We start from the raw sequence: 21,698 nt of genomic DNA, 5'->3' as shown, positions 1-21,698 counted from the left end.
GAGGATATGCGGGGTGGGTTTGAGCAGATGGAGTTGTTTGAGCGGTAGTTTTTCAAGGTCTAAAGATCGCAGCCTTCGGCAGCTCCTACAGGAAGCGCGCCGCCCTGGTAGGAGCTGCCGAAGGCTGCGATCTTTGAAGAGACTTTAATTCGAATTCGGCCCCGGATCCGCCACCAGCCGCCCGGCATCCTTGGTCAAAGACTTGAGGAATTCGGTCTGTAGCTCGGGATCATTGCGAGTCAGTTCGATCAGGCTCTGTTCCAGTTCAGTGGCTTCTTCCTCCAGCCCCAGCTCCGACAGGCGCTTGACCCGGTGCACCCACTGGCTTACTTCGTCGTCTTCCAGGTCGTCGTAGATCAGTCCGTGAGCTTCGAGCAGTTTGCCGCGCAGTGAACTGCTGACGGCCAGGGACGTATTGACGTGTACCTCGTCCTGGCCGTCCGCGACGCTGATCAGCAAGCGGGTCAGATGATTGATGTCATGTTCAGCGAACGGGCTGTCCAGCAGGTTCAGGCGTAGCACGCCATTCTTGTCGGTAGTCAGCTCGAACGTCTCCTTGCCGGCCTTGACCTGCACCGGGCGCTCGCTCCATGGCAGGCTCGAGTACTCGGTGCGCTTGTCGAGCTGGACTTCGTCGATACCCGCCAGGTTCTGCTGAGCGCGACCATGGGATTGCACGTTCATGAACGGATTGAGCCCGGCGAAACCGTAGCTCAGCCAGTCCTTGGTCACGCTGTCCGGCAGATTGCCCAGGGCGAACACATTGACCACGTTCGCGCCGACGCCGGCTACCACAGCCACGGCGCCCAGCGGAATTTCGTAAGCCTCTCGCCAGGGTTGGTAGGGCGTGTAGCGGTCGTAATGGCGAGTGACCTCGAACTCGGTGACTTCGAAGGTCTTCTGCTCGTGGATTTTCACCCGGCGTTGCGGCAGCTCAAGCACCTTGGGCTCGCCGACATCGACCTGCAGGCTGTGATCGAGCAATTTGCGCTCGACACGTTCCTCGTGCTCGCTGCGTTGTGACATTTGATTGGCACAACCGCTGACCAGCAGGGTGCCGCACAGGGCGGCACCACCGAGGCCTAAGGTGTTTCGCTTGAACATGACTTCTCTATCTGGTGTCAGCGGCGGATACGGGCCTGGAGGAAGGGCAGCACGTCAGCGACCGGCAATGCCTGTGCTTCAGGTTCGGTGCGGCTCTTGTATTCCAGGTTGCCATCGGCGAGGCCGCGGTCGCTGACCACGATCCGGTGAGGAATGCCGATCAGCTCCATGTCGGCAAACTTGATGCCCGGGCTGGTTTTCTTGTCGCGGTCGTCCAACAACACTTCGAAACCGGCCGCCGTCAATTCTGCGTACAGCTTGTCGGTGGCTTCGCGGACCTGTTCGTTATCGTAGCGCAGCGGTACCAGCGCGATCTGGAATGGAGCGAGTGTGTCACTCCAGATGATCCCGTTGGCGTCGTTGTTCTGTTCGATGGCCGCAGCCACCACGCGGGACACGCCGATGCCGTAGCAGCCCATTTCCAGGGTGACCGGCTTGCCGTTCTCGCCCAGCACTTCGCACTTCATCGCTTTGCTGTACTTGTTGCCCAGCTGAAAGATGTGCCCGACTTCGATCCCGCGCTTGATTTCCAGGGTGCCTTTGCCGTCCGGGCTTGGGTCGCCGGTCACTGCATTACGCAGGTCGGCAACGGTCGGAACCGGCAGGTCGCGTTCCCAGTTCACGCCGAAGTAGTGCTTGTCGTCGATGTTGGCGCCAATGCCGAAGTCGCTCATCAGCTCCACCGAGCGGTCGATGATGATAGGCAGCGGCAGGTTCAGCGGGCCCAGCGAACCAGCGCCGGCGCCAATGGCGTCGCGCAGTTCGGAGTCGGTAGCCATGACCAGCGGGCTCGCCACGCCAGGTTGCTGGGCAGCCTTGATCTCGTTGAGTTCGTGGTCGCCACGAATGACCAGGGCGATCAGCTTGCCTTCTTCCTCGGCGCGCACGATCAGGGTCTTGATGGTCTTCTCAATCGGCAGATTGAATTTTTCCACCAGGGCGGCAATTGTCTTGGTGTCCGGGGTGTCGACCAGGCGCAGCTCTTCAGTTGGCGCCGGGCGGGAGGTTTCCCGGGGCACGGCTTCGGCTTTTTCGATGTTCGCGGCGTAGTCGGAACCGTTGCTGAAGGCGATATCGTCTTCGCCGGATTCGGCCAGTACGTGGAACTCGTGGGAGCCGGCACCACCGATGGAGCCGTTGTCGGCTTCCACAGGGCGGAATTTCAGGCCCAGACGGGTGAACACGTTGCAGTAGGCCTGATGCATGCGGTCGTAAGTGACCTGCAGCGAAGCCTGGTCCGCGTGGAACGAGTAGGCGTCCTTCATGATGAATTCGCGACCGCGCATCAAGCCGAAGCGTGGACGGATCTCGTCACGGAATTTGGTCTGGATCTGATACAGGTTGATCGGCAGCTGCTTGTAGCTGCTCAACTCGCTGCGCATCAGGTCGGTGATGACCTCTTCGTGGGTCGGGCCGGCGCAGAAATCACGACCATGGCGATCCTTGAAGCGCAGCAATTCAGGGCCGTATTCTTCCCAGCGCCCGGATTCCTGCCACAGCTCAGCCGGTTGCGTGCTCGGCATCAACACTTCGAGAGAGCCGGCGGCGTTCATTTCTTCGCGAACGATCGCTTCAACCTTGCGCATCACTCGCAAGCCCATGGGCAGCCAGGTGTACAGGCCCGAGGCGAGTTTGCGGATCATGCCGGCGCGCAGCATCAGCTGATGGCTGATCACGACCGCGTCGGAAGGCGTTTCTTTCTGTGTGGCGAGCAAAAATTGACTGGTGCGCATGGTTGGCCGTTGTCGGTTGCTGATGACGAGAAATGACGGAGCATTGTACGGGCGAGATCTGCTGGCGTACAGGCGTGCGGTCGGTGGTGTCGCGGCAGGGCGGGAATTACCCCGCTCCTGCGCGCTTTCCAGCTAAAGGGGTTCTTCGGCCGCAGGTGCAGGAATCGGTTCCGGTGTCGGCCCTGCGCGGCGGCTTTCCTGATACCAGTGCAGCATGATCAGGAGCAGGGTCGGGACGCCCAGCAACGCGGTGATCAGGAAGAAGTTGTGATAACCGAATTTCTCCACCATGACCCCTGAGTAGCCGCCAATCAGGCGTGGCAGCAGGAGCATGATCGAGCTCAGCAGGGCGTACTGCGTGGCGGAGAACTTGAGGTTGGTCAGGCTCGACAGGTAGGCGACGAAAGCCGAAGTCGCCAGCCCGGAACTGAAGTTGTCCAGGGAAATGGTGACAATCAGCATGTTCAGGTTGGCGCCCATGTCCGCGAGCATCAGGAACAGCAGGTTGGTGCCGGCTGAAGCAATGCCACCGATCAGCAGGATCGGCAGGATACCGAAGCGCACGATCAGCAACCCGCCCATGCCGGCGCCCACCAGCGTCATGATCAGGCCGAAGATCTTGCTGACGCTGGCGATCTGATCCTTGGTAAAACCCTGGTCGATGTAGAACACGTTGGCCATCACGCCCATGACCGTATCGGACATTCGATAGGTGGCGATCAGGCCCAGCAGCAGCAGCGCCTGCCAGCGGTAGCGCAGGATGAAGTCGTTGACCGGCGTCAGCACCGGTGCCAGGCCGCGGCGACCCATGGCCGACAGGCACATGAAGGTCAGCGTGGTATAGAGAATGGCCCGCAGGAACGCGCGGTCTTCCAGCAGCAGGTCGAGCACGCTGTGGCCTTCGAACAGCACGCTGGCGAAATCGGTGTTGTACAGCTGGGTGAACATGGCAGGCACAGACACCAGCAACACGATCAGTACGAACACGGAAGCCAGTTGATGCGCGAAGGAGTACCGCCCGGCCTGCAGTTGCGTGCGCAGGGGCACCGGCGGTTCACGCATGAAGAAGGAGGTCAGCAACGCCGGGATCATCAGGGCGCCGAACAGGATGTAGGTGCCGGCCCAGGCTGAATGCTGGTAGTTGAAGCCTGTCGAGCCAAAGCCTTCGGCGAAGAACAGTGCGCCGGCCGTGGCCAGCAATGCGGCAATACGGTAACCGGACATGTAACTGGCGGCGAGGGCAGCCTGGCGGCTGTCGTCGGCAATTTCCAGGCGATAGGCGTCGACCGCGATGTCTTGTGTCGCCGAAGCGAAGGCCACAACCACGGCGATCGCGATCAACCAGGACAGGTGTTTTTGCGGGTCGCAGAAACCCATCCCGATCAGGCCGAGAATGACCAGTGCCTGGGAAAGGACCAGCCAGGAACGTCGACGCCCCAGCTTGCCGAGCAATGGCAGGCGCCATTGGTCGAGCAGCGGCGACCACACCCATTTAAAGGCATAGGCCAAACCGATCAGGCTTGCATAGCCAATGGTTTCGCGAGCCACACCGGCTTCGCGCAGCCAGACCGAAAGTGTTGAAAACACCAGCATGTACGGCAGGCCGGCGGCGAAACCCAGCAGCAACAGCACGAGCGTTGAAGGGCTGGCATAGGCGGCGAGCGCGGCGCGCCAGGTTTTACGGGGCATGGGCTGGAGTCTGCCTCAAGATTACGGAAACAAAGCGCGCACTCTAACCGCTGTGCTCTACCGGGCGCCAGCCATGGCGCTGAATATCAACACGATTATTCAGGATGCTGACGCCTTCCTCGCGCAATCGCGCGCGCTGTTCATCCCCGCAAGCGCTGCCTGCTGGCAGGCTCAGGCGCCCGCCCGCGCCGAGTACCCGGTGCCACGGTAATTTGCTGTCACCGGGAAGCTGGCTAAGGGTTCGGCCGACATAACGAGCGGCGCGCCCCAGTCCTGCCAGCTCGGCAAGCTGCCCATAACTGACGACCTTGCCCGGCGGCACCTGCGCCAGCGTCATGTAGAGCGCCGTGCGTCGGGTTTGCGCAGCGCTGTCGTTTTCATTGAGCGGGTCTGTCACGTGCGCAATTCCTGCGGGTCGAGGTATTTACGGTCACCAGAGTAAGTCGAGAATGGCCAATTGAGAAATGAACTCAATAGAAATAGTCGTGTCAGTGCTTGCTAGGGTCTTATTCGTAAGGATAATGCCGACTTTTTTTCGCAAACTTGAGCCTGTATTTGCTTATGGTGTCCAGATCCCTGCTGTGCCTCGCTGTACTAAGTGCTTCCACACCCTTGCTCGCCGACACCGTCTGGTTGAAGAACGGTGACAAGCTGAGCGGCAAGATCACCCTGTTCGACGGCGGCAAGCTGTTGATCCAGACCGAGTACGCCGGCGCGATCCCGATCGACTGGAAACAGGTCAAGACGCTGGAAAGCGATCAGGAGTTACTGGTCAAGCAGGATGCTTACACCGGGGAAAAGGCCAAGTCACTGCATGCGGCAGACGATGGCAAGGTGACGCTGGCCAATGGCGATGCGCCGAAGACCGTGGAGCTTGCCAGTATCCAGCAGATCCTCAAGCCCAAGCCGGTGGTTGAGGACCTGGTATGGAAGGGCAATGTCGACATGGCGCTGGACTACCAGCGGGCCGAGAAAGACACCGATGACTACGATATCGACTTCAAGACCAGTGCGCGTCATGGCAAGTGGCGGCATACGGCGGAGGGCGAATACAACCGCGAATTCCAGGACGACGTGGTCACCACGGATAACTGGCGCGGTGAGTACTCCCTCGATCGGTTCCTGACCGAGAAATGGTTCTGGCAAGGTCGCGCTGTCTATAAGCGCGACAAGGTCGAAGACCTGTCCCGTCAGCGCACCGTCGGTACCGGTCCTGGTTATCAGTTCTGGGATGACGAGCTGGGCGCGTTCTCGCTGGGATCACTGGTCAACCGCACGGATTATGAGTACGCGGACGGTGGCAAGGAAAACTTCTATTCCCTGGCCATGAAGTGGGACTACAACCGCTACCTGATTGGCAAGAAGGTCGAGTTCTTCACCAACGGCGAGGTGGGCAAGCCATTGTCAGGCGTTGCGGATTACGCGCTGGATACCGAAGTGGGGTTGCGTTACAAGGTAACCGATTGGGCTTCGCTTAACCTGAAGGCTGAGCGAGATGTCATCAGTGGTACTGATGATGCTGATTTGGAGAAGACCCGTTATACCGCTGGGTTCGGTGTGGCCTGGTAATAAGCGCTTAAGCTCAAGATCAAAAGATCGTCCGATAGGACGATCTTCTTTGCCTGGCAAAAACACACAGGCACAAAAAAGCCCCGCTTTTGAGGGCGGGGCTTTTTACTAAAGCAAGTACAAGTTAGATAACTTGAACTTCTTCAGCTTGCATGCCTTTCTGACCGCGGGTAGCGATGAAAGAGACCTGTTGGCCTTCTTTCAGGCTTTTGAAGCCGTCGGATTGGATAGCTTTGAAGTGAACGAACAGGTCGTCACCGGATTGTGGAGTGATGAAGCCGAAGCCTTTTTCATCGTTGAACCACTTAACGGTACCGGTTTGGCGATTAGACATGGTGTAACTCCTTGAACAAAGATAACTGCGACGCAGGAAGAACCCTGGCCGAGACTGAGTGCAAAGAGCAGGAAAAATTCTTGTAGATGGTTGGATCGAAATTCAACATATCGTGTAGAGATTCTCAGTGACACAAGCAGCACAGTGGCGCCACCTTAACCCTTTTTCCGGAATGTGCCAATGCTTCTTGCGAAGGTTTCTCTTATTTCGTGACTGACGGTGCATCAAAATACAGTGAGGGCCCGGAAATTCGGGGGGCGCGCGCGGGAGAATTTAATTGCGCTCTTTGAACCGGCGACCCGCCCCCGGTAAGATGCCGGACAGATTTTCTCCACCTCGCTATTCAGGACACCCGCCATGAGCATCAAATCGGACAAGTGGATTCGCCGCATGGCGCAAGAGCACGGCATGATCGAGCCCTTCGTTGAGCGCCAGATGCGCGGTGAAGGTGCCGAGCGCCTGATTTCCTACGGTGTGTCGAGCTACGGCTACGACGTGCGCTGCGCCGATGAATTCAAAGTGTTCACCAACATCAACTCGGCAACCGTCGATCCGAAAAACTTCGATGAGAAGAGCTTTGTCGACGTCCAGAGCGATGTCTGCATCATTCCGCCCAATTCGTTCGCACTGGCCCGCACCGTGGAATTTTTCCGCATACCGCGCAACGTGCTGACCATATGCCTGGGTAAAAGCACCTACGCCCGTTGCGGCATCATCGTCAACGTGACGCCGCTCGAGCCGGAGTGGGAAGGCCATGTGACCCTGGAATTCTCCAACACCACCACGCTGCCGGCAAAAATCTACGCCAATGAAGGTGTCGCACAGATGCTTTTCTTCGAATCCGACGAAGAGTGCGAAGTGTCCTACAAGGACCGTGGCGGCAAGTATCAGGGCCAGCGCGGCGTTACCCTGCCGCGCACCTGAGTCATCCATCTGACGGGTCGTGGGAATTCTTCGGCGGGAACACACTCTATTGGGTGTACTGCCCGGTTCGCGCACAGTGAACCGGGCCACTGCTCAGGAGTGCTCTATGAAGATCGATCCGCAAATAAGTGCCGAACTGGCAAGGCTTGAGCCCAATCAGGTTGGCGTTTTGGCCTGGTCACTGCTGGCGCACCCGCCACTCAGCATGGCCGGGGGCATCCCCGGCCAGCCTGATCCTGATACCCCCAACGAACAACCGACCGAACCTGGCGAGCCCACCTTGCCGGATGAGCCGCCTCCAGCGCCTGTTGCATGATGCGCCGGCCATTGCTGTGTGGGAGCGAGAGCTCCTACACCGGCCATATCTCGTTGTCGCCAATCACGAACAATCTGCAACTGTCATCCCGCTCGACCTGGTACCCGCCGGTAAATGCGCCGAAGGCAGGTAGCAGGCTGACAGCCTCTGCAAGCCTGAAGCACGCCAGGCGCAAGCTTTGTCGCCCGCGACCCTGAAGCCGATACACCGGATGGACGTGACCGGCCAGCACGTGCCGGTCGGGGTGCGGGTCAGGCTCATGTTGCAGCGCAAAGGGCCCGAGCAACATTGGCTCCGGCACTACGCGAATGTTCAGTGAGGTGGGCGGGTCGCCGGCGCGCTTGTCGTGATTGCCGCGGATCAATGTCATTGGCAGGTCGATGTGCCGCGCACGCCACTGCGCCAGGGCGCTCAAAGTAGCCGGTGCGTGGGAGCCAGGGCCGTGCAGGAAGTCACCCAGGAAAATGAGTTGCCGACACGCCAGTCGCGCCAGCAGCGCGTCCAGCACACGGATGTTCTGCGTGGTAGTGCCCTGAGGCACGGGCTGACCCAGGCGCCGATACGCGGCAGCCTTGCCAAAGTGCACATCGGCCACCAGCAATGCCTGTTGCGCTGGCCAGTAGATGGCTTTTTCCGGTAGCAGCCACAGCTCTTCACCCGCGAGCCGGACGGGGTAGGGTGTACTCATCAGGCTTTCCCTTTCTCTGCAGTCGTTTCCAGGTCGCTGACCATGCGGCGGATGCGGTCGGCAAGTTTTTCCGAGCTCATGCTTTCGCGCATGCGCTCCACCAGCAGTGGGAAGGCCAGCGGTGTAGGACGTTTGATCGGGTGCAGGTCGAGCCTGAGTCGGCCGATTCGTTCAAGTGTCTCTTCCAGGCGCCGTATATCCAGTTCCTCGCGCAACACTTCTTCCCCTGCCTGGGCCAGCAGCAGGTTGTCAGCATCGTATTGCTTGAAGACTTCGAAAAACAGGCCGCTGGAGGCCTGTACCTGCCGGGTACTTTTCGGCGCGCCGGGATAACCGGCAAACACCAGGCCGGCGATGCGCGCAATCTCGCGAAAACGGCGCAAGGCCAGCTCGCCCGCATTCAGGCTGGCAAGCACATCAGCCATCAAGCGCTCAGGACTGAGCAGCGCCGGGTCGAGATGCTCAGACCAGTCCACATGGGTGGCGCTCAGCAACTCCAGCCCGTAATCATTCACCGCAATGGAGAACGTAACCGCCAGGCGTTGACTGACCCGCCACGCCAGCAGGCTGGCCAGGCCCAGGTGCACCTGGCGTCCAGCAAATGGGTAGAGAAACAGGTGCCAGCCCTCGCGGGATTTCAGGGCTTCGGCCAGCAGGCTTTTATCCGTTGGCAACCCGGACCACTGTTGCTGCACTTCCAGCAAGGGGCGCAACGCTTTCATTTCCGGCCCGATGAACTCGCCTGACGCGGCTGCGCTGAAACGCGCAACCACCGCCGTGGCCAGTTCATTGGAGAGCGGCATGCGTCCGCCATTCCAGCGCGGCACCGCGGCTTTTTTCGCCGTGCTGCGCTTGACGTAGGCGGTCATGTTTTCCACCCGCACCAGCTCCAGCAAGCGCCCGGCGAACAGGAAGCCGTCGCCGGGCTTGAGCCGGGCTATGAATCCCTCTTCGACACTGCCCAGTTGCTTGCCGCCACCGCCCTTGCTCCAGAACTTCAGCTGGATGCTCGCATCGCTGACGATGGTGCCAATGCTCATGCGATGGCGTCGCGCCAAGCGCGCGTCGGGTACCCGCCACACGCCATGCTCATCCGGTTCGACCCGGCGATAATCCGGATAGGCCGTCAGAGACAGCCCGCCGTGACGTACGAAAGCCAGCGCCCACACCCAGTCCGCCGGGCTGAGGTCGCGATAGGCCCAGGCACCGCGTACTTCTTCGTACAATTCCTCGGGTATGAAACCACCTCCCAACGCCATGCTGACCAGATGTTGCACCAGCACATCCAGCGGCTTGTGCGGCGATTCCCGAGGCTCGATGCGCCGCTGCGCTACGGCGTCTTGCGCCGCAATTGCCTCGATCAATTCAAGGCTGTGAGTCGGTACCAGTGTCACTCGTGACACCCGCCCCGGCGCGTGGCCGGAGCGGCCTGCCCGCTGCATCAGCCGCGCGACGCCTTTGGCCGAGCCGATTTGCAGCACCCTTTCCACCGGCAGGAAATCCACCCCCAGGTCGAGACTGGAGGTGCAGACCACGGCTTTGAGCTGCCCATCCTTGAGGGCCCGTTCAACCCAGTCCCGGGTATCGCGGGACAGTGAACTGTGATGCAGCGCAATGATCCCGGCCCAGTCCGGCCGAGCCTCCAGCAGCGCCTGATACCAGATTTCCGATTGCGCGCGGGTATTGGTGAACACCAGGGTGCTGGGGCTGGACTCGAGTTCGGCGACCACCTGCGGCAGCATTTTCAGGCCAATATGCCCGGCCCAGGGAAAGCGTTCGATGGCGCGAGGGCGCAGTGAATCGACTCGCAGTTCTTTGCCGCTTTGACCCTGCACGCTAGTGCCGCCGCCTTGAGGGATCAGCACTTGCTCGGCGTGGGCCTGATTACCCAAGGTGGCGGACACGCCCCAGACCACCAGGTCGGGTTGCCAGCGGCGCAGGCGGGCGAGGGCCAGTTGCAACTGCACTCCGCGCTTGTTACCGAGCAGTTCGTGCCATTCATCCACCACAATCATGCGCAAGGTCGACAAGGCGCTTTGCGCGTCGGCCCGGGCCAGCAGCAGAGTGAGGCTTTCCGGGGTGGTGATCAGCGTGGTGGGCAGGCGCCTGCTTTGCCTGGCCCGTTCGCTGCTGCTGGTGTCACCGGTTCGCAGGCCGACGCTCCAGGGTATCTGCAGGTCCTGCAGAGGCCCCTCCAATGCTCGCGCGGTGTCCGCCGCCAATGCGCGCATCGGGGTAATCCACAGGACGGTCAAGGGTTCGGCTACAGGTTTGCGCTTGCGCAGGGTTTCGACCGGGGAGAGGGTGCTGGCGTAGCGGTTGAGTGCGCCAAACCAGACGGCGTAGGTTTTGCCGGCGCCGGTACTGGCGTGCAACAGTCCCGACTGGCCTTGCTTGACGGCGGCCCAGACCTGCTTTTGAAAAGCGAACGGCTTCCAGCCGCGAGCGCTAAACCATTTTTTTGCAAAGTCTGGAGAGGATCCCATGCCGGCTGCTGTGCCCTGTAGGAGCTGTCGAGTGAAACGAGGCTGCGATCTTTCGAGCTGGCGTTTGCTGAACTAGTTCAAAAGATCGCAGCCTCGTTTCACTCGACAGCTCCTACGCAGGCGCCCCCGCAGAAATGATCTGGGGGCCAGGTAATCGGGCTCCCGTTATTTCAGGTTTCCGCTCAGGAACTGCTTCAACCTCTCGCTGCGCGGATTGCCCAATACATCCTCGGGCGCGCCTTCCTCCTCGACCAGACCCTGGTGCAGAAACAGCACCTGGTTCGACACCTTGCGCGCAAAACTCATTTCGTGGGTCACCATGATCATCGTACGGCCCTCTTCGGCCAGGCCCTGGATCACTTTCAGCACTTCACCGACCAATTCCGGGTCCAGGGCTGAAGTCGGCTCGTCAAACAACATCACCTCCGGCTCCATCGCCAGCGCGCGGGCAATGGCGACGCGTTGCTGCTGACCGCCCGAAAGAAAGGCCGGGTACTGATCGGCCACCCGCGCCGCCAGGCCCACCTTGTCCAGATAACGGCGGGCGCGGTCCTCGGCTTCCTTTTTGTCGCAGCCCAGCACCCGGCGCGGTGCCATCGTGATGTTCTCCAGCACCGTCATGTGGCTCCACAGATTGAAGTGCTGGAACACCATCGCCAGGCGCGTGCGAATCCTTTGCAGTTCATCGGGGTCGGCGACATGCATGCCGTGGCGATCCTTGATCATGCGGATACTCTGGCCGTCGAGGCTCATCGCACCGTCGTTGGGCTGTTCGAGAAAATTGATGCAGCGCAGAAAGGTACTTTTGCCCGAGCCGCTGGCGCCGATCAGGCTGATGACGTCGCCGGTTTTTGCCTTGAGCGAAACACCCTTGAGCACTTCATGATCGCCATAGCTTTTGTGCAGGCCTTCAATGGTCAGTTTGTACATGGGGCAATGCATCCTCAAGGCGAAAGTAGGTAGCCGCTGCGATAGGCTTCAGTGCCCGCAACGTGGGCGATCACCATGCCGGCCGTGGCCATGCGTCGCAGTGACCGGGCGTACATCAGCCCTGCGGTGGCGCAATGGACCGGGGTGACCTGGTCAAGCACCGGATCAATGATTTCAGCCACCAGTTGCCCGGCTTCCAGGTATTCCCCAGGCAGCGCCGCGAACACCAGCAAGCCGCCAACCGGCGTCGTTACAGGCTCCACCGCGGCCAGCGGTGTCGCGGGGTAGGGCAATTCGGGCAATGGCCCCGGCGTGCCGACGATGGCGCCGAAGTGGATCAGGTAGTCGAGCATTGCCTGGCAGTCGAGACTGGCCAGGGGGTGATTGACGTCACCCTGGCCGCGCAATTCGACGGTGACCGAGAAACTGCCCAAGGGGATGTCGAAGTGCTCGCCGAAGCGCTCTTTCAACTGCCACCAGAGTAGCGTGAAGCATTCGTCAAACGATTGGCCGCCGGAATCGGTGGCCAGCAGGCTGGCTTCGGCGCCGATGTAGCGGGCCAGTGGCTCCACCTGAGGCCAGGCCTCGGGGGTGGTGTAAAGGTGCGCAACGGCTTCGAAATCGCAATGCAGGTCCAGCACCAGGTCGGCATCACAGGCCAGCCTTTGCAGGGTCAGGCGTTGGGATTGCAACTGGGTCGTCGCCGTGTGTCGCGCCAGGGCCTGGCGCAGGCTGCTGCGGATCACCTGCAGGTTGCGTTGTGGATCGTCGCCCAGTTGCCCTTCGATGTCGTTGCCGACTTCTTCACTCAGGTCGACGAACCAGCGGTTGAAATTCTGTCCGCTTTCCAGCTCGTAGCGCCCGAGGGGGACATCCATCAGAACCTGTTCGAGGCCAACCGGATTGGCCACGGGTACCAGTACGATTTCGCTGCGCAGGCGGCCGGCGGCTTCCAGCTCCCTGAGGCGCTGCTTGAGATGCCAGGCCACCAGCATGCCGGGCATTTCATCGGCGTGCAGGGATGCCTGGATGTAGATCTTGCCGCTGGCCGACGAGGGGCCGAAGTGAAAGCTGTGAATCTGCCGTGCGGTCCCCGGTAGCGGGGCCAGCAAGTCATGGATCTGGTGGCGCATGGTGCAAAGTCCTAGTGGGTCGGCCCGAGGAAGGCCAGCCATCGGCGTTCGGCGAGGCGGAACAGGCCGACCAATGCAAAGGTAACGGTCAGGTAGATCAGGGCGGCGATGCCGAACGACTGAAAGGTCAGGAAGGTCGCCGAGTTGGCATCCCGCGCGACTTTCAGGACATCCGGGATAGTTGCGGTAAACGCCACGGTGGTCGAATGCAGCATCAGGATCACTTCGTTGCTGTAATAGGGCAACGAGCGGCGCAGGGCCGAAGGCATGATCACGTAGGCATACAGCTTCCAGCCCGTCAGGCCGTAGGCTTTGGCCGCTTCGACTTCGCCGTGGTTCATGCTGCGAATGGCCCCGGCGAAAATCTCCGTGGTGTAGGCGCAGGTGTTCAGGGCAAACGCCAGGATCGTGCAGTTCATGGCATCGCGAAAGAACGCGTCCAGCACCGGTTGATCACGCACCGCCGCCAGGCTGTAGATGCCGGTGTAGCAAATCAGCAACTGGATATAGAGCGGCGTCCCGCGAAACAGGTAGGTGTAGAACTGCACCGGCCAGCGCACGTAGACCTTGGGCGAGACCCGGGCAATCGATAGCGGGATCGACACCAGGAAGCCGATGAAGATCGATGCGCTGAGCAACCACAGGGTCATTGCCAGGCCTGTGATGTTATAGCCGTCGGTATAAAGGAAGGGTTTCCAGTATTCCTGCAGGAGTTCGATCATCGTACGGCCTCCCGCGAGCCGGCGGCGTAGCGGCGTTCGAGCCAGCGCAGGACGAAGTTGGAGGCGCTGGTAATCAGCAGGTAGATCAGTGCCGCCAGCACCAGGAAATAGAACAGTTGGTAGGTACTCTTACCGGCGTCCTGTGCGGCCTTGACCAGGTCGGCGAGGCCGATGATCGACACCAGTGCGGTGGCCTTGAGCATTACCATCCAGTTGTTGCCGATGCCTGGCAGGGCAAAGCGCATCATTTGCGGGAACACCACGATACGAAAGCGTTGGCCGCGATTGAGCCCGTAGGCGGTGGCGGCTTCGACCTGGCCCCGGGGCACTGCGAGGATCGCGCCACGGAAGGTCTCGGTGAAGTAGGCGCCATAAATGAAGCCCAGGGTAATGACCCCGGCACTGAACGGGTTGATCTCGATATATTCCCATTCCATGAAATCGGTAAACGATGTCAGCCAGGTCTGCAGGCTGTAGAAAATCAGCAGCATCAGCACCAGGTCCGGCACCCCGCGGATCAGCGTGGTGTAGACCTGCGCCGGCACCCGCAGCATTTTGACTTTCGATAGCTTGGCCGTGGCGCCGAGCAGGCCGAGCAACACGGCCACCAGCAGCGACAATGCCGATAATTTGATGGTCATCCAGGTGCCTTCCAGCAACAACGGGCCAAAGCCCTGGAGGCTGAAGGCTGAGAGCCCCAGATTTTGCAGGAGGTTTTCGAACATAAATCAGCAACCTGATCGGATAAAAAAAGCGCCCATCCAGAGATGGGCGCCGGGCATTATTTGCCGCTGTACAGATTCAGATCGCCGAAGTGTTTCTTCTGGATGGTGGCGTAGGTGCCATCGTCGTGTAACGCTTTGATACCTTTATCCAAAAGTGCTTTCAGCTCGGTGTTACCTTTCTTAATGCCCACCGCTGTTTTGGCTGGCAGCAATTCGCTGTCGACCGGCTTGCTGATTTCGTAGCCTGCGCCTTTTGGCGACTTCAGGAAGCCCAGTTCGGCTTGAAGCATGTCCTGGATGGCGCCGTCGAGACGGCCGGAAGTCAGGTCGGAATACACCTGGTCCTGATTCTGGTAAGCCTGGGTTTTAACGCCAGCCTTGTCCAGCACGGCCTTGGCGTAGGCTTCCTGGATAGTGCCTTGCTCGTAGCCAATGGTTTTGCCTTTGAGCGACGCGACGTCTTCGCTCAGGCCCGAGCCTTGCTTGAATACGTAGGCGGTTGGGCCGGAGAACAGCTCGCTGGAGAAGTCGATCACCTTTTCACGGGCCGGGGTCACGGTCATCGACGAAATCACGCCGTCGAATTTGTTGGCCTTGAGGCCTGGAATCATGCCGTCAAAATCACTTTCGACCCACTTGCACTTGACCTTCAACTCGGCGCAAATCGCGTTACCCAGATCGATGTCGAAGCCCACGAGGTTGCCGTCAGCCGCTTTCGACTCGAACGGTGCGTAGGAAGGGTCAACGCCAAAACGCAATTCCTTGTATTCCTTTGCCACCGCGGAGCCGGCAGCCATGCACAACGCCAGTGCAGAAAGGGTCAGCAATGCTTTTTTCATTATTCAATCCCTAAAAACCAATTTGAGCGCTTGTGGCGCGTAAAATTTGTTACTGGAAAGCGTAAGACCTGAATAAGGTAGCAATTTCTGAACCATAGTCCCGAACAAGCGTTTTAAAAGGTGCCGTGAGGAACGGTGCGCAGGCGTTTGTGCACGCAAGCGGGCATCACCGTGTGCGCGCACCAGATTGGTTCATCTCAGCCCAGCAGGTCCTGCAGCGTGGCCAGGTTGTCCGCCTCATCCACTGACTTGTCCCGACGCCAGCGCAGCATCCGAGGAAACCGCACCGCGATCCCGCTCTTGTGGCGCTTGGACAGGGCGATGCCCTCAAAGCCCAGTTCGAACACCAGGCTCGGTTTCACGCTGCTGACCGGGCCGAATTTCTCCACTGTGGTCTTGCGTACGATGCTGTCGACCTGGCGCATTTCTTCGTCGGTCAAGCCGGAGTACGCCTTGGCGAAAGGCACCAGCGTGCGTTCGGTTGAATTCGCCGGGCCGTCCCACACCGCGAAGGTGTAATCGCTGTAAAGGCTGGCGCGCCGACCGTGGCCGCGCTGGGCGTAGATGAGCACTGCATCGACGCTGTAAGGGTCAACTTTCCACTTCCACCACACGCCCATGTCCTTGGTCCGGCCGACGCCATACAGCGAGTCCCGCGCCTTGAGCATCATGCCCTCGACGCCGAGGCTGCGCGAAGCTTCGCGCTGGCGTGCGAGGTCCAGCCAGTCTTCGCCGGTGAGTACCGGCGATTCCAGCAAAACCGGGTTGTTGCAGTCGGCGAGAACCTGCTCCAGCTGGGTCCGCCGCCGGGCCTGAGGCTGGTTGCGCCAATCTTCGCCATTCCATTCCAGCAAGTCGTAGGCAAGTACCACCACCGGAACTTCGTCGAGGATTTTCTTGCCGAGGGTCTTGCGGCCGATGCGCTGTTGCAGCAAAGCGAAAGGCTGGACCGAGGGTGCCGAGGGCGCTTGCGGGTCGAAGGCATCCTCGGTCCCGGCTGGCGCGGCTTTCCAGGCAACGATTTCACCGTCGATCACCGTGCCGTCGGGCAGGCCGTGCACCAGGCTCTCCAGTTCCGGAAAACGCTCGGTCACCAGCTCTTCGCCGCGAGACCAGATCCACAGCCGGCCCTCGCGTTTCACCACCTGTGCACGAATACCATCCCACTTCCATTCGATTTGCCACTGGCTGGCAGGGCCAAGCAGGGCTTCAAAATGGTCCACCGGTTGCGACAGCGCATGGGCCAGGAAAAACGGATAGGGCTGCCCGCCGCGCTGCGCATGTTCGTCGGTTGATTCCGGCGCGATCAGCTTCAGGTAACTGGCGGCGCTCGGGCGGTTGGACAGGTCGGTGTATCCCACCAGGCGCTGGGCCACCCGCTTGCTGTCCAGCCCCGCCATGGATGCCAGGGCGCGTGTCACCAGCAGTTTGGAAACGCCTACGCGAAAACTGCCGGTAATCAGCTTGATGCATAACATCAGGCTGGAGCGGTCAAGTTGCGACCAGAGGGCAGGCAGGGCCAGGGCAAGCGCTTCGGGGGGTTCCCCGCGCAGAGGTAGCAGCTTTTCCTCGATCCAGACCGCAAGGCCAGCATCGGAGCTGTGGCTGGATTCGGGCAGTACCAGCGAAATGGTTTCCGCCAGGTCACCCACCGCCTGGTAACTCTCCTCGAACAGCCAGGGCGACAGACCGGAGTATGCAACTGCCAACTCGCGCAGGACGCGAACCGGGACCAGTTGCCGGGGTCGCCCGCCAGACAGGAAATACACCGCCCACGCCGCATCCTGCGGCGCTGCCTGGGCGAAGTAGTTTTGCATGGCCGCCAGCTTGGCGTTGCTGGAGGTCGTTGCATCGAGTTCGGCATAGAGTTCGGCGAAGGCTTTCATGCGGGGACCTCTGGGCTTTGCGCCTCGGCGCTCGTCGCTTCCTCTTCGTCGTCACCGTATTCAGTGCTGAAGCCCTGGGCATCAAGGCCTTGCTCGCGCAAATGGCGGACGAGGACGGCGACCGAGCCGTGAGTCACCATGACCCGTTCGGCACCGGTCTGCCCAATGGCCCAAAGCAGGCCCGGCCAGTCAGCGTGGTCGGACAGGATAAAACCGCGATCGACGCCGCGCCGGCGCCGGGTCCCGCGCAGGCGCATCCATCCGCTGGCGAAGCCGTCGCTGTAGTCACCGAATCGACGCATCCAGGTGCTGCCACCGGCTGAAGGCGGGGCGATCACCAGGGCCTTGCGCATGACCGGATCGCTTTTTTTTACATCGCCGGCGTAAATCGTCGGCGGGATGTACACGCCGCTTTCGCGGTAGACCCGATTCAGCGGCTCCACCGCGCCGTGGGTCAGGATCGGACCGAGGCTCGCGTCGATGCCATGCAGAATGCGCTGGGCCTTGCCGAAGGAATAGCAGAACAGCACGCTGGTTTTATCCACGGCAGCGTTGGCCTGCCACCACTGATTGATTTCGGCGAATATCTCGGCCTGGGGTTGCCAGCGATAGATCGGCAGGCCGAACGTCGATTCGGTGATGAAGGTATGGCAGCGCACTGGTTCAAAAGGCGCGCAGGTGCCATCGGGTTCGATCTTGTAATCCCCTGAGGCCACCCAGACTTCGCCACCGTATTCCAGGCGCACCTGGGCCGAGCCGAGCACATGCCCGGCCGGGTGAAAGCTCAAGGTTACGCCGTGGTGCAGCAGCCGTTCGCCATACGCCAGGGTTTGCAGGTTGATGTCCTGGCCCAGGCGTGATCGCAGGATCCCTTCGCCAGGGGCCGCAGCCAGGTAATGTTGATTGCCGGTGCGAGCGTGGTCGCCATGGGCATGGGTAATGACCGAGCGCTCGACTGGACGCCAGGGGTCTATATAGAAATCCCCGGCGGGGCAGTACAGGCCCTCGGGGCGAGCGATAACAAGGTCCATGTGGATGACCAGGCAGGGGGACTTGTTAGCTATGAGGACGGCGTGAGGTCAGAAGTTCTATCGATTTGTGTCGGTGACACATCATGCCCTGTGGGAGCAAAGCTTACTCCCACAGGGCATGATCAACTGGGGAAGACTATTTCCCGGGAGTCAGTGTCAGTCGGGCTTTGCCATACACCTTGTCGAAGTTTTGCGGCTGCATCGGCAGGCTCATGTATTGCCCCTTCAGCCACGGATCGATGCTGTTGAGGTAATTAGGGCTGGCCGGGTTGCCTGATTGTCCGGTGGCGTTCTGGCCCATCAACGGCTCGGCTTGGCCGAAGTCGACGATGAGACGCATGGACGGTGCCAGGGTAGTGTTGAAATCTTCGCCCCAGGCAAACGCGGCGGTATTCAACGTGGTGTGATCACCACCGGCTGCAAGCGGACCGCGGACGGTCTGGCCGCTGGCGTTCTTCCATTCGTAGCGGTGCAGCTTGCCCCATTGCCAGGCCTTGTGATCGGCGCCCAACAAGCTGTCGCCCGCGGTGATTGCAGCTGCCAGGCTGCGGGCCAGGATCACTGCCTTGTCCTCTTTTTGCGGCGTGCGCGTGTCATCCCAGAATGGGCTGTCCTCGCGTCCCAGCAGGTGATCGGCCTGGGCGGCGTAGGAAAGCTTGCCGTTGGCGATGAAGGTTTTCCACGCAGCACTGTCTTGCGGCCCCAACTCATCGAGGAAGATCTGCCGCGTGCTTTCTTGCAGGAACAGCTGGTAGATGGCTGCATCGGCGGAAGTCGGGCTGAGCTTGCCGTCGAACGCCATCAGGCGGGCATAGGCCTCGCGAGCCTTGACCGCGTCGGCCGTCGGCAACGCTTCGATGGCTTGCTTGAGCGGCTGGGCCATTCCCGGCGCCGTGAACATTTTCTTCAGCTTGGGGGCGAAGGTGGTGGTCTGGTCGTATTGCATGGCGATCACGCTGCGCGTGTCGTGCTTGCCGGTGCCGGCGAGTTCAGCCATGCGTTCGCCGCGCTCCGGTGCGGACCAGGAGTTGGACAGCTGCATGCCATAACCATGGGGGATGACCCGCTGGTTGGCGGTGCCGAGCCAGCCCTGGGCGGGGTCTTGATCGTATGGGTGCAGCATCGGGTCGGCGTAACCGTCCCAGTCGTAGCGACCTTCCCAGCCCGGCGAGGGCAACAGGCCTTCGCCTTCGCGCCGGTTCGGATAACGCCCGGTGACCTGCCAGCCGATGTTGCTCGCATCGGCGAACACCAGATTCAGCGCAATCGCGCGGATTTCACGACTGGCATCTGAGGCCTTCTCGACATTCTGCGCCCGGGACAAGTCAAAAAACGCGTCCAGGGTCTTGTCGTCGGTGAAGCTCGGCGCCTGCAGTGCCAGGCCAAAACCGTTGGCCAGGGCGGTTCCCTTGGCACTGTTGAGCAGGGGGCCATGGCGGGTTTCATACACCGCCTCGCGAGTCGGCCGCTGGCCTTTGACGAAGTAGGTCTCGTTACGAACCATGACCGGCTGCCATTTGCCGCCCACCTCGTAAGTCAGGCCGTTACCCTGGCGCTTGATTTTTTCCAGGAACAGGTCCTGGTTGTCGCCCATGACCGTGGTCATGCTCCACGCCACTTTGCCGTTGAAGCCACCCAGCACCAGCGGCAGGCCGGCGATGGTCACGCCAGAAGCCTGGTATTTCGGCGCGCGAATCTGCACATAGCTGAACAGCGATGGCACGCCGAGCGGGCCGTGGCTGTCGCTGGCCAGCAGGCTTTTACCGGTGCGGCTGCGCTGCGGTGCGATCGCCCAGTTATTGGAGGACGTGGCGCCGAGCAAATTCAGGTCGGACAATTGACTGGCGGCTTTGCTGATGTCAACCAGCCCCGGAATCTGCCCGTTGAGCTTGATGCCCTGGAGTTTCTCGGCCTCGGCCACTGGCAGTTTTTCGTCGGGGGCTGAAGGCGTCAGCCAGGGGAGTTTGTCGGTGCTGACGGTCTGCGCCAGCATCAGCGAGGAAATTTCTTCCGGCAGGTTGGCTGACTGACTGAAGTTCAGCAGGCAGAAAATCAGCGCCGAATCTTCCGGTTGCCAGTATTCGGGCTTGTAGCCGGTTGCCATCAGGTCTGCCGGCAACTTGTCGCGGTAGCGGAACAGGTAGGCGTTGACGCCCCGGGCATAGACTTCAAAAAAACGCTTGAGCCGCGGGGAGGACGCCTTGTACAGCTCACCAGCACTTTTCTTCAGGTTGACCGCGCGCATGTAGCGGTCGGCGTCCAGCAAGTCGGCGCCGGACATTTCTGCCAGGCGGCCTTGAGCCAGCAGGCGCAGGGTGACCATTTGCGTGATGCGATCGCTGGCATGCACGTAGCCGAGGGCGAACAGCGCGTCGTGGAAGCTGTTGCTTTCGATCAGCGGCATGCCCATGGCGTTGCGCCGCACCGAGACGTTCTGCGCCAGGCCTTTAAGCGGCTGCACGCCGGTGGTGGGCGGGAGGGTGTCCTGAGTGTTCAGGGTCTGACAACCGGTCAGGCCCAGAACACCGGCCACTGCTGCGGCAACGCCGAACCGGGGAAGAAAATGAGTAAGGGCTGGCGAGGCCATGGCAAAGCTCCTGCGGGGTATTAACGCAATAAAGCCGCTACGTTAGTGAGCAGGAGAGGGGCGCGCAAGCGGGGTGTCAGGTTATTTCTGGATTTGTCTGATTAAGGACGTTCACGGGGCGCGGCGAATCCACCATGGAGGTGGCGACAGCGCAAATTCTGCAGGGGACGGCTTGCTGGCGATCGCCGCGACGCGGTGCGTCGGGTTCGACGCTATCGCGCGCAGGCTCGCCCCCACAGGGTAGCGGTGAACGACCCGATCAGGCGCCGTGGCACTTCTTGAATTTTTTGCCATTGCCGCATGGGCAAGGGTCGTTACGACCGACGTCCTTCAAGGCGTTGCGCACCGGCTCCTGGTGGGCGTGGCCGCAATTCGGGCCGTGGACATGGCCATGGTCGTGATCATGGTGATCGTGTTGATCATGATCATGATCGTGATTGCAGTCGGGGCCATGAACATGGGGTTGCTGGGTCATCAGGTTTACTCCGGAATTAAATCGGCGGGGATTATCACGCCATTGCGCGCTATGTGCACGTAGTGAGCGATGAATAAACCCGTTTCCATCTCTCCTTCCAGACGGTAAGGGATGGGCTGACCGGGTTTTTTCAGCAATTTCACCAGGCCGCGGATTTTTGGCCACAGATTCGTGCGGATCGGCACCTTGAAATACGCGCTGCGCTTGGGCCCCACGGTAAACCAGTGTTCGTGTTCACCCTCGGTCAGCAGCATGTCACCCAGATGAATACGGTACTCGAGGCCGCGTACCGTCAGGTCGCTGTCGTTTGGGTTGTCCACTCGAAAGTGCAGGAGGAATTTCTGCTCCAGCAATTTGGCGCGGATCACTTCCACCTTCACCAGATGCAGTTGCGGTTCCGGCTCGTCGCTGCTGAACCAGGACGCACAGCCGCCCAGCCCGAGAACGAGGCTCAAGGTCAGCAGGTGGAGGACGATGCGCCGGGTGATCATGATGGTTTTCCCTTGGGCCTGCAGGTGATGCAGGTC

20 protein-coding genes are annotated in these 21,698 nt (G+C 60.7%); 3 read left to right on the top strand and 17 right to left on the bottom strand.

Annotation, left to right across the window (positions count from 1 at the left end; translation table 11 throughout):
• Window positions 1-144: 144 nt before the first annotated feature.
• From UB23_RS20340 to UB23_RS20325, 4 genes are all read right to left on the bottom strand, one after another.
• Window positions 145-1,104, bottom strand: coding sequence for a hypothetical protein (locus UB23_RS20340; protein ID WP_045061100.1), 960 nt, complete (start codon window positions 1,102-1,104; stop codon window positions 145-147).
• Between the two features lie 17 nt (window positions 1,105-1,121).
• The gene (locus UB23_RS20335) at window positions 1,122-2,837 is read right to left on the bottom strand and encodes a proline--tRNA ligase (RefSeq protein ID WP_045061099.1); all 1,716 of its coding nucleotides are present in this window, start codon (window positions 2,835-2,837) and stop codon (window positions 1,122-1,124) included.
• Between the two features lie 132 nt (window positions 2,838-2,969).
• Complete coding sequence (locus UB23_RS20330) at window positions 2,970-4,526, bottom strand: AmpG family muropeptide MFS transporter (protein WP_045061098.1); 1,557 nt, start codon at window positions 4,524-4,526, stop codon at window positions 2,970-2,972.
• A gap of 43 nt (window positions 4,527-4,569) precedes the next feature.
• The gene (locus UB23_RS20325; RefSeq protein WP_236695876.1) at window positions 4,570-4,863 is read right to left on the bottom strand and encodes an MGMT family protein; all 294 of its coding nucleotides are present in this window, start codon (window positions 4,861-4,863) and stop codon (window positions 4,570-4,572) included.
• Between the two features lie 224 nt (window positions 4,864-5,087).
• Between UB23_RS20325 and UB23_RS20320 the strand changes: the two genes are divergently transcribed.
• On the top strand, window positions 5,088-6,095 hold the full coding sequence (locus UB23_RS20320) for a DUF481 domain-containing protein (protein ID WP_045061096.1): 1,008 nt from the start codon (window positions 5,088-5,090) through the stop codon (window positions 6,093-6,095).
• A 124-nt stretch (window positions 6,096-6,219) separates the two neighbouring features.
• Here UB23_RS20320 and UB23_RS20315 read toward each other — a convergent pair whose 3' ends face one another.
• The gene (locus UB23_RS20315) at window positions 6,220-6,429 is read right to left on the bottom strand and encodes a cold-shock protein (RefSeq protein WP_002554837.1); all 210 of its coding nucleotides are present in this window, start codon (window positions 6,427-6,429) and stop codon (window positions 6,220-6,222) included.
• A 357-nt stretch (window positions 6,430-6,786) separates the two neighbouring features.
• Here UB23_RS20315 and dcd point away from each other — a divergent pair, with 357 nt between their 5' ends.
• A complete protein-coding gene (gene dcd / locus UB23_RS20310; protein ID WP_045061095.1) occupies window positions 6,787-7,353 on the top strand; it encodes a dCTP deaminase in 567 nt (188 codons plus the stop codon).
• 106 nt (window positions 7,354-7,459) lie between these two features.
• Window positions 7,460-7,669 (top strand): hypothetical protein, encoded by a 210-nt coding sequence (locus tag UB23_RS20305; RefSeq protein ID WP_045061094.1) that lies wholly within the window; start codon window positions 7,460-7,462, stop codon window positions 7,667-7,669.
• 34 nt (window positions 7,670-7,703) lie between these two features.
• Here the strand turns inward: UB23_RS20305 and pdeM are convergent, their stop codons facing one another.
• The 12 genes from pdeM to UB23_RS20245 all read right to left on the bottom strand — a co-directional run bounded on the left by pdeM (window position 7,704) and on the right by UB23_RS20245 (window position 21,662).
• Entirely contained in the window at window positions 7,704-8,357 is a 654-nt protein-coding gene (gene pdeM, locus UB23_RS20300; protein ID WP_045061093.1) for a ligase-associated DNA damage response endonuclease PdeM, read from the bottom strand.
• The gene (locus UB23_RS20295) at window positions 8,357-10,843 is read right to left on the bottom strand and encodes a ligase-associated DNA damage response DEXH box helicase (RefSeq protein ID WP_045061092.1); all 2,487 of its coding nucleotides are present in this window, start codon (window positions 10,841-10,843) and stop codon (window positions 8,357-8,359) included. The genes pdeM and UB23_RS20295 overlap by 1 nt, the downstream gene beginning before the upstream one ends.
• Window positions 10,844-11,008: 165 nt before the next feature.
• Window positions 11,009-11,773, bottom strand: a complete 765-nt coding sequence (locus tag UB23_RS20290; protein ID WP_045061091.1) for an ABC transporter ATP-binding protein — start codon at window positions 11,771-11,773, stop codon at window positions 11,009-11,011.
• Between the two features lie 14 nt (window positions 11,774-11,787).
• Window positions 11,788-12,906: a succinylglutamate desuccinylase/aspartoacylase family protein gene (locus UB23_RS20285; protein ID WP_045061090.1), complete on the bottom strand. Its 1,119-nt coding sequence runs from the start codon at window positions 12,904-12,906 to the stop codon at window positions 11,788-11,790.
• A gap of 11 nt (window positions 12,907-12,917) precedes the next feature.
• Window positions 12,918-13,628 carry an ABC transporter permease gene (locus tag UB23_RS20280; protein ID WP_045061089.1) on the bottom strand — a complete coding sequence of 237 codons (711 nt, stop codon included), beginning with the start codon at window positions 13,626-13,628 and terminating at the stop codon, window positions 12,918-12,920.
• Window positions 13,625-14,353, bottom strand: a complete 729-nt coding sequence (locus UB23_RS20275; protein ID WP_045061088.1) for an ABC transporter permease — start codon at window positions 14,351-14,353, stop codon at window positions 13,625-13,627. Before UB23_RS20275 ends, UB23_RS20280 begins: the two co-directional genes overlap by 4 nt.
• 56 nt (window positions 14,354-14,409) lie before the next feature.
• The gene (locus UB23_RS20270; RefSeq protein WP_045061087.1) at window positions 14,410-15,192 is read right to left on the bottom strand and encodes a transporter substrate-binding domain-containing protein; all 783 of its coding nucleotides are present in this window, start codon (window positions 15,190-15,192) and stop codon (window positions 14,410-14,412) included.
• Between the two features lie 197 nt (window positions 15,193-15,389).
• Window positions 15,390-17,078, bottom strand: a complete 1,689-nt coding sequence (locus UB23_RS20265) for an ATP-dependent DNA ligase (RefSeq protein ID WP_045061086.1) — start codon at window positions 17,076-17,078, stop codon at window positions 15,390-15,392.
• Window positions 17,075-18,109, bottom strand: a complete 1,035-nt coding sequence (locus tag UB23_RS20260; protein WP_045061085.1) for a ligase-associated DNA damage response exonuclease — start codon at window positions 18,107-18,109, stop codon at window positions 17,075-17,077. Before UB23_RS20260 ends, UB23_RS20265 begins: the two co-directional genes overlap by 4 nt.
• 136 nt (window positions 18,110-18,245) lie before the next feature.
• Window positions 18,246-20,696, bottom strand: coding sequence for a penicillin acylase family protein (locus tag UB23_RS20255; RefSeq protein ID WP_045061084.1), 2,451 nt, complete (start codon window positions 20,694-20,696; stop codon window positions 18,246-18,248).
• Between the two features lie 259 nt (window positions 20,697-20,955).
• Window positions 20,956-21,171, bottom strand: a complete 216-nt coding sequence (locus UB23_RS20250) for an SEC-C metal-binding domain-containing protein (protein ID WP_045061083.1) — start codon at window positions 21,169-21,171, stop codon at window positions 20,956-20,958.
• Window positions 21,172-21,176: 5 nt separating this feature from the next.
• Complete coding sequence (locus UB23_RS20245; RefSeq protein WP_045061082.1) at window positions 21,177-21,662, bottom strand: LEA type 2 family protein; 486 nt, start codon at window positions 21,660-21,662, stop codon at window positions 21,177-21,179.
• Between the last annotated feature and the right edge of the window lie 36 nt (window positions 21,663-21,698).

It is taken from the genome of Pseudomonas sp. ES3-33 (assembly GCF_000952175.1).
In the GTDB taxonomy this organism is placed as follows: domain Bacteria; phylum Pseudomonadota; class Gammaproteobacteria; order Pseudomonadales; family Pseudomonadaceae; genus Aquipseudomonas; species Aquipseudomonas gregormendelii.
This window is presented reverse-complemented; position numbering and strand designations above follow the sequence as displayed.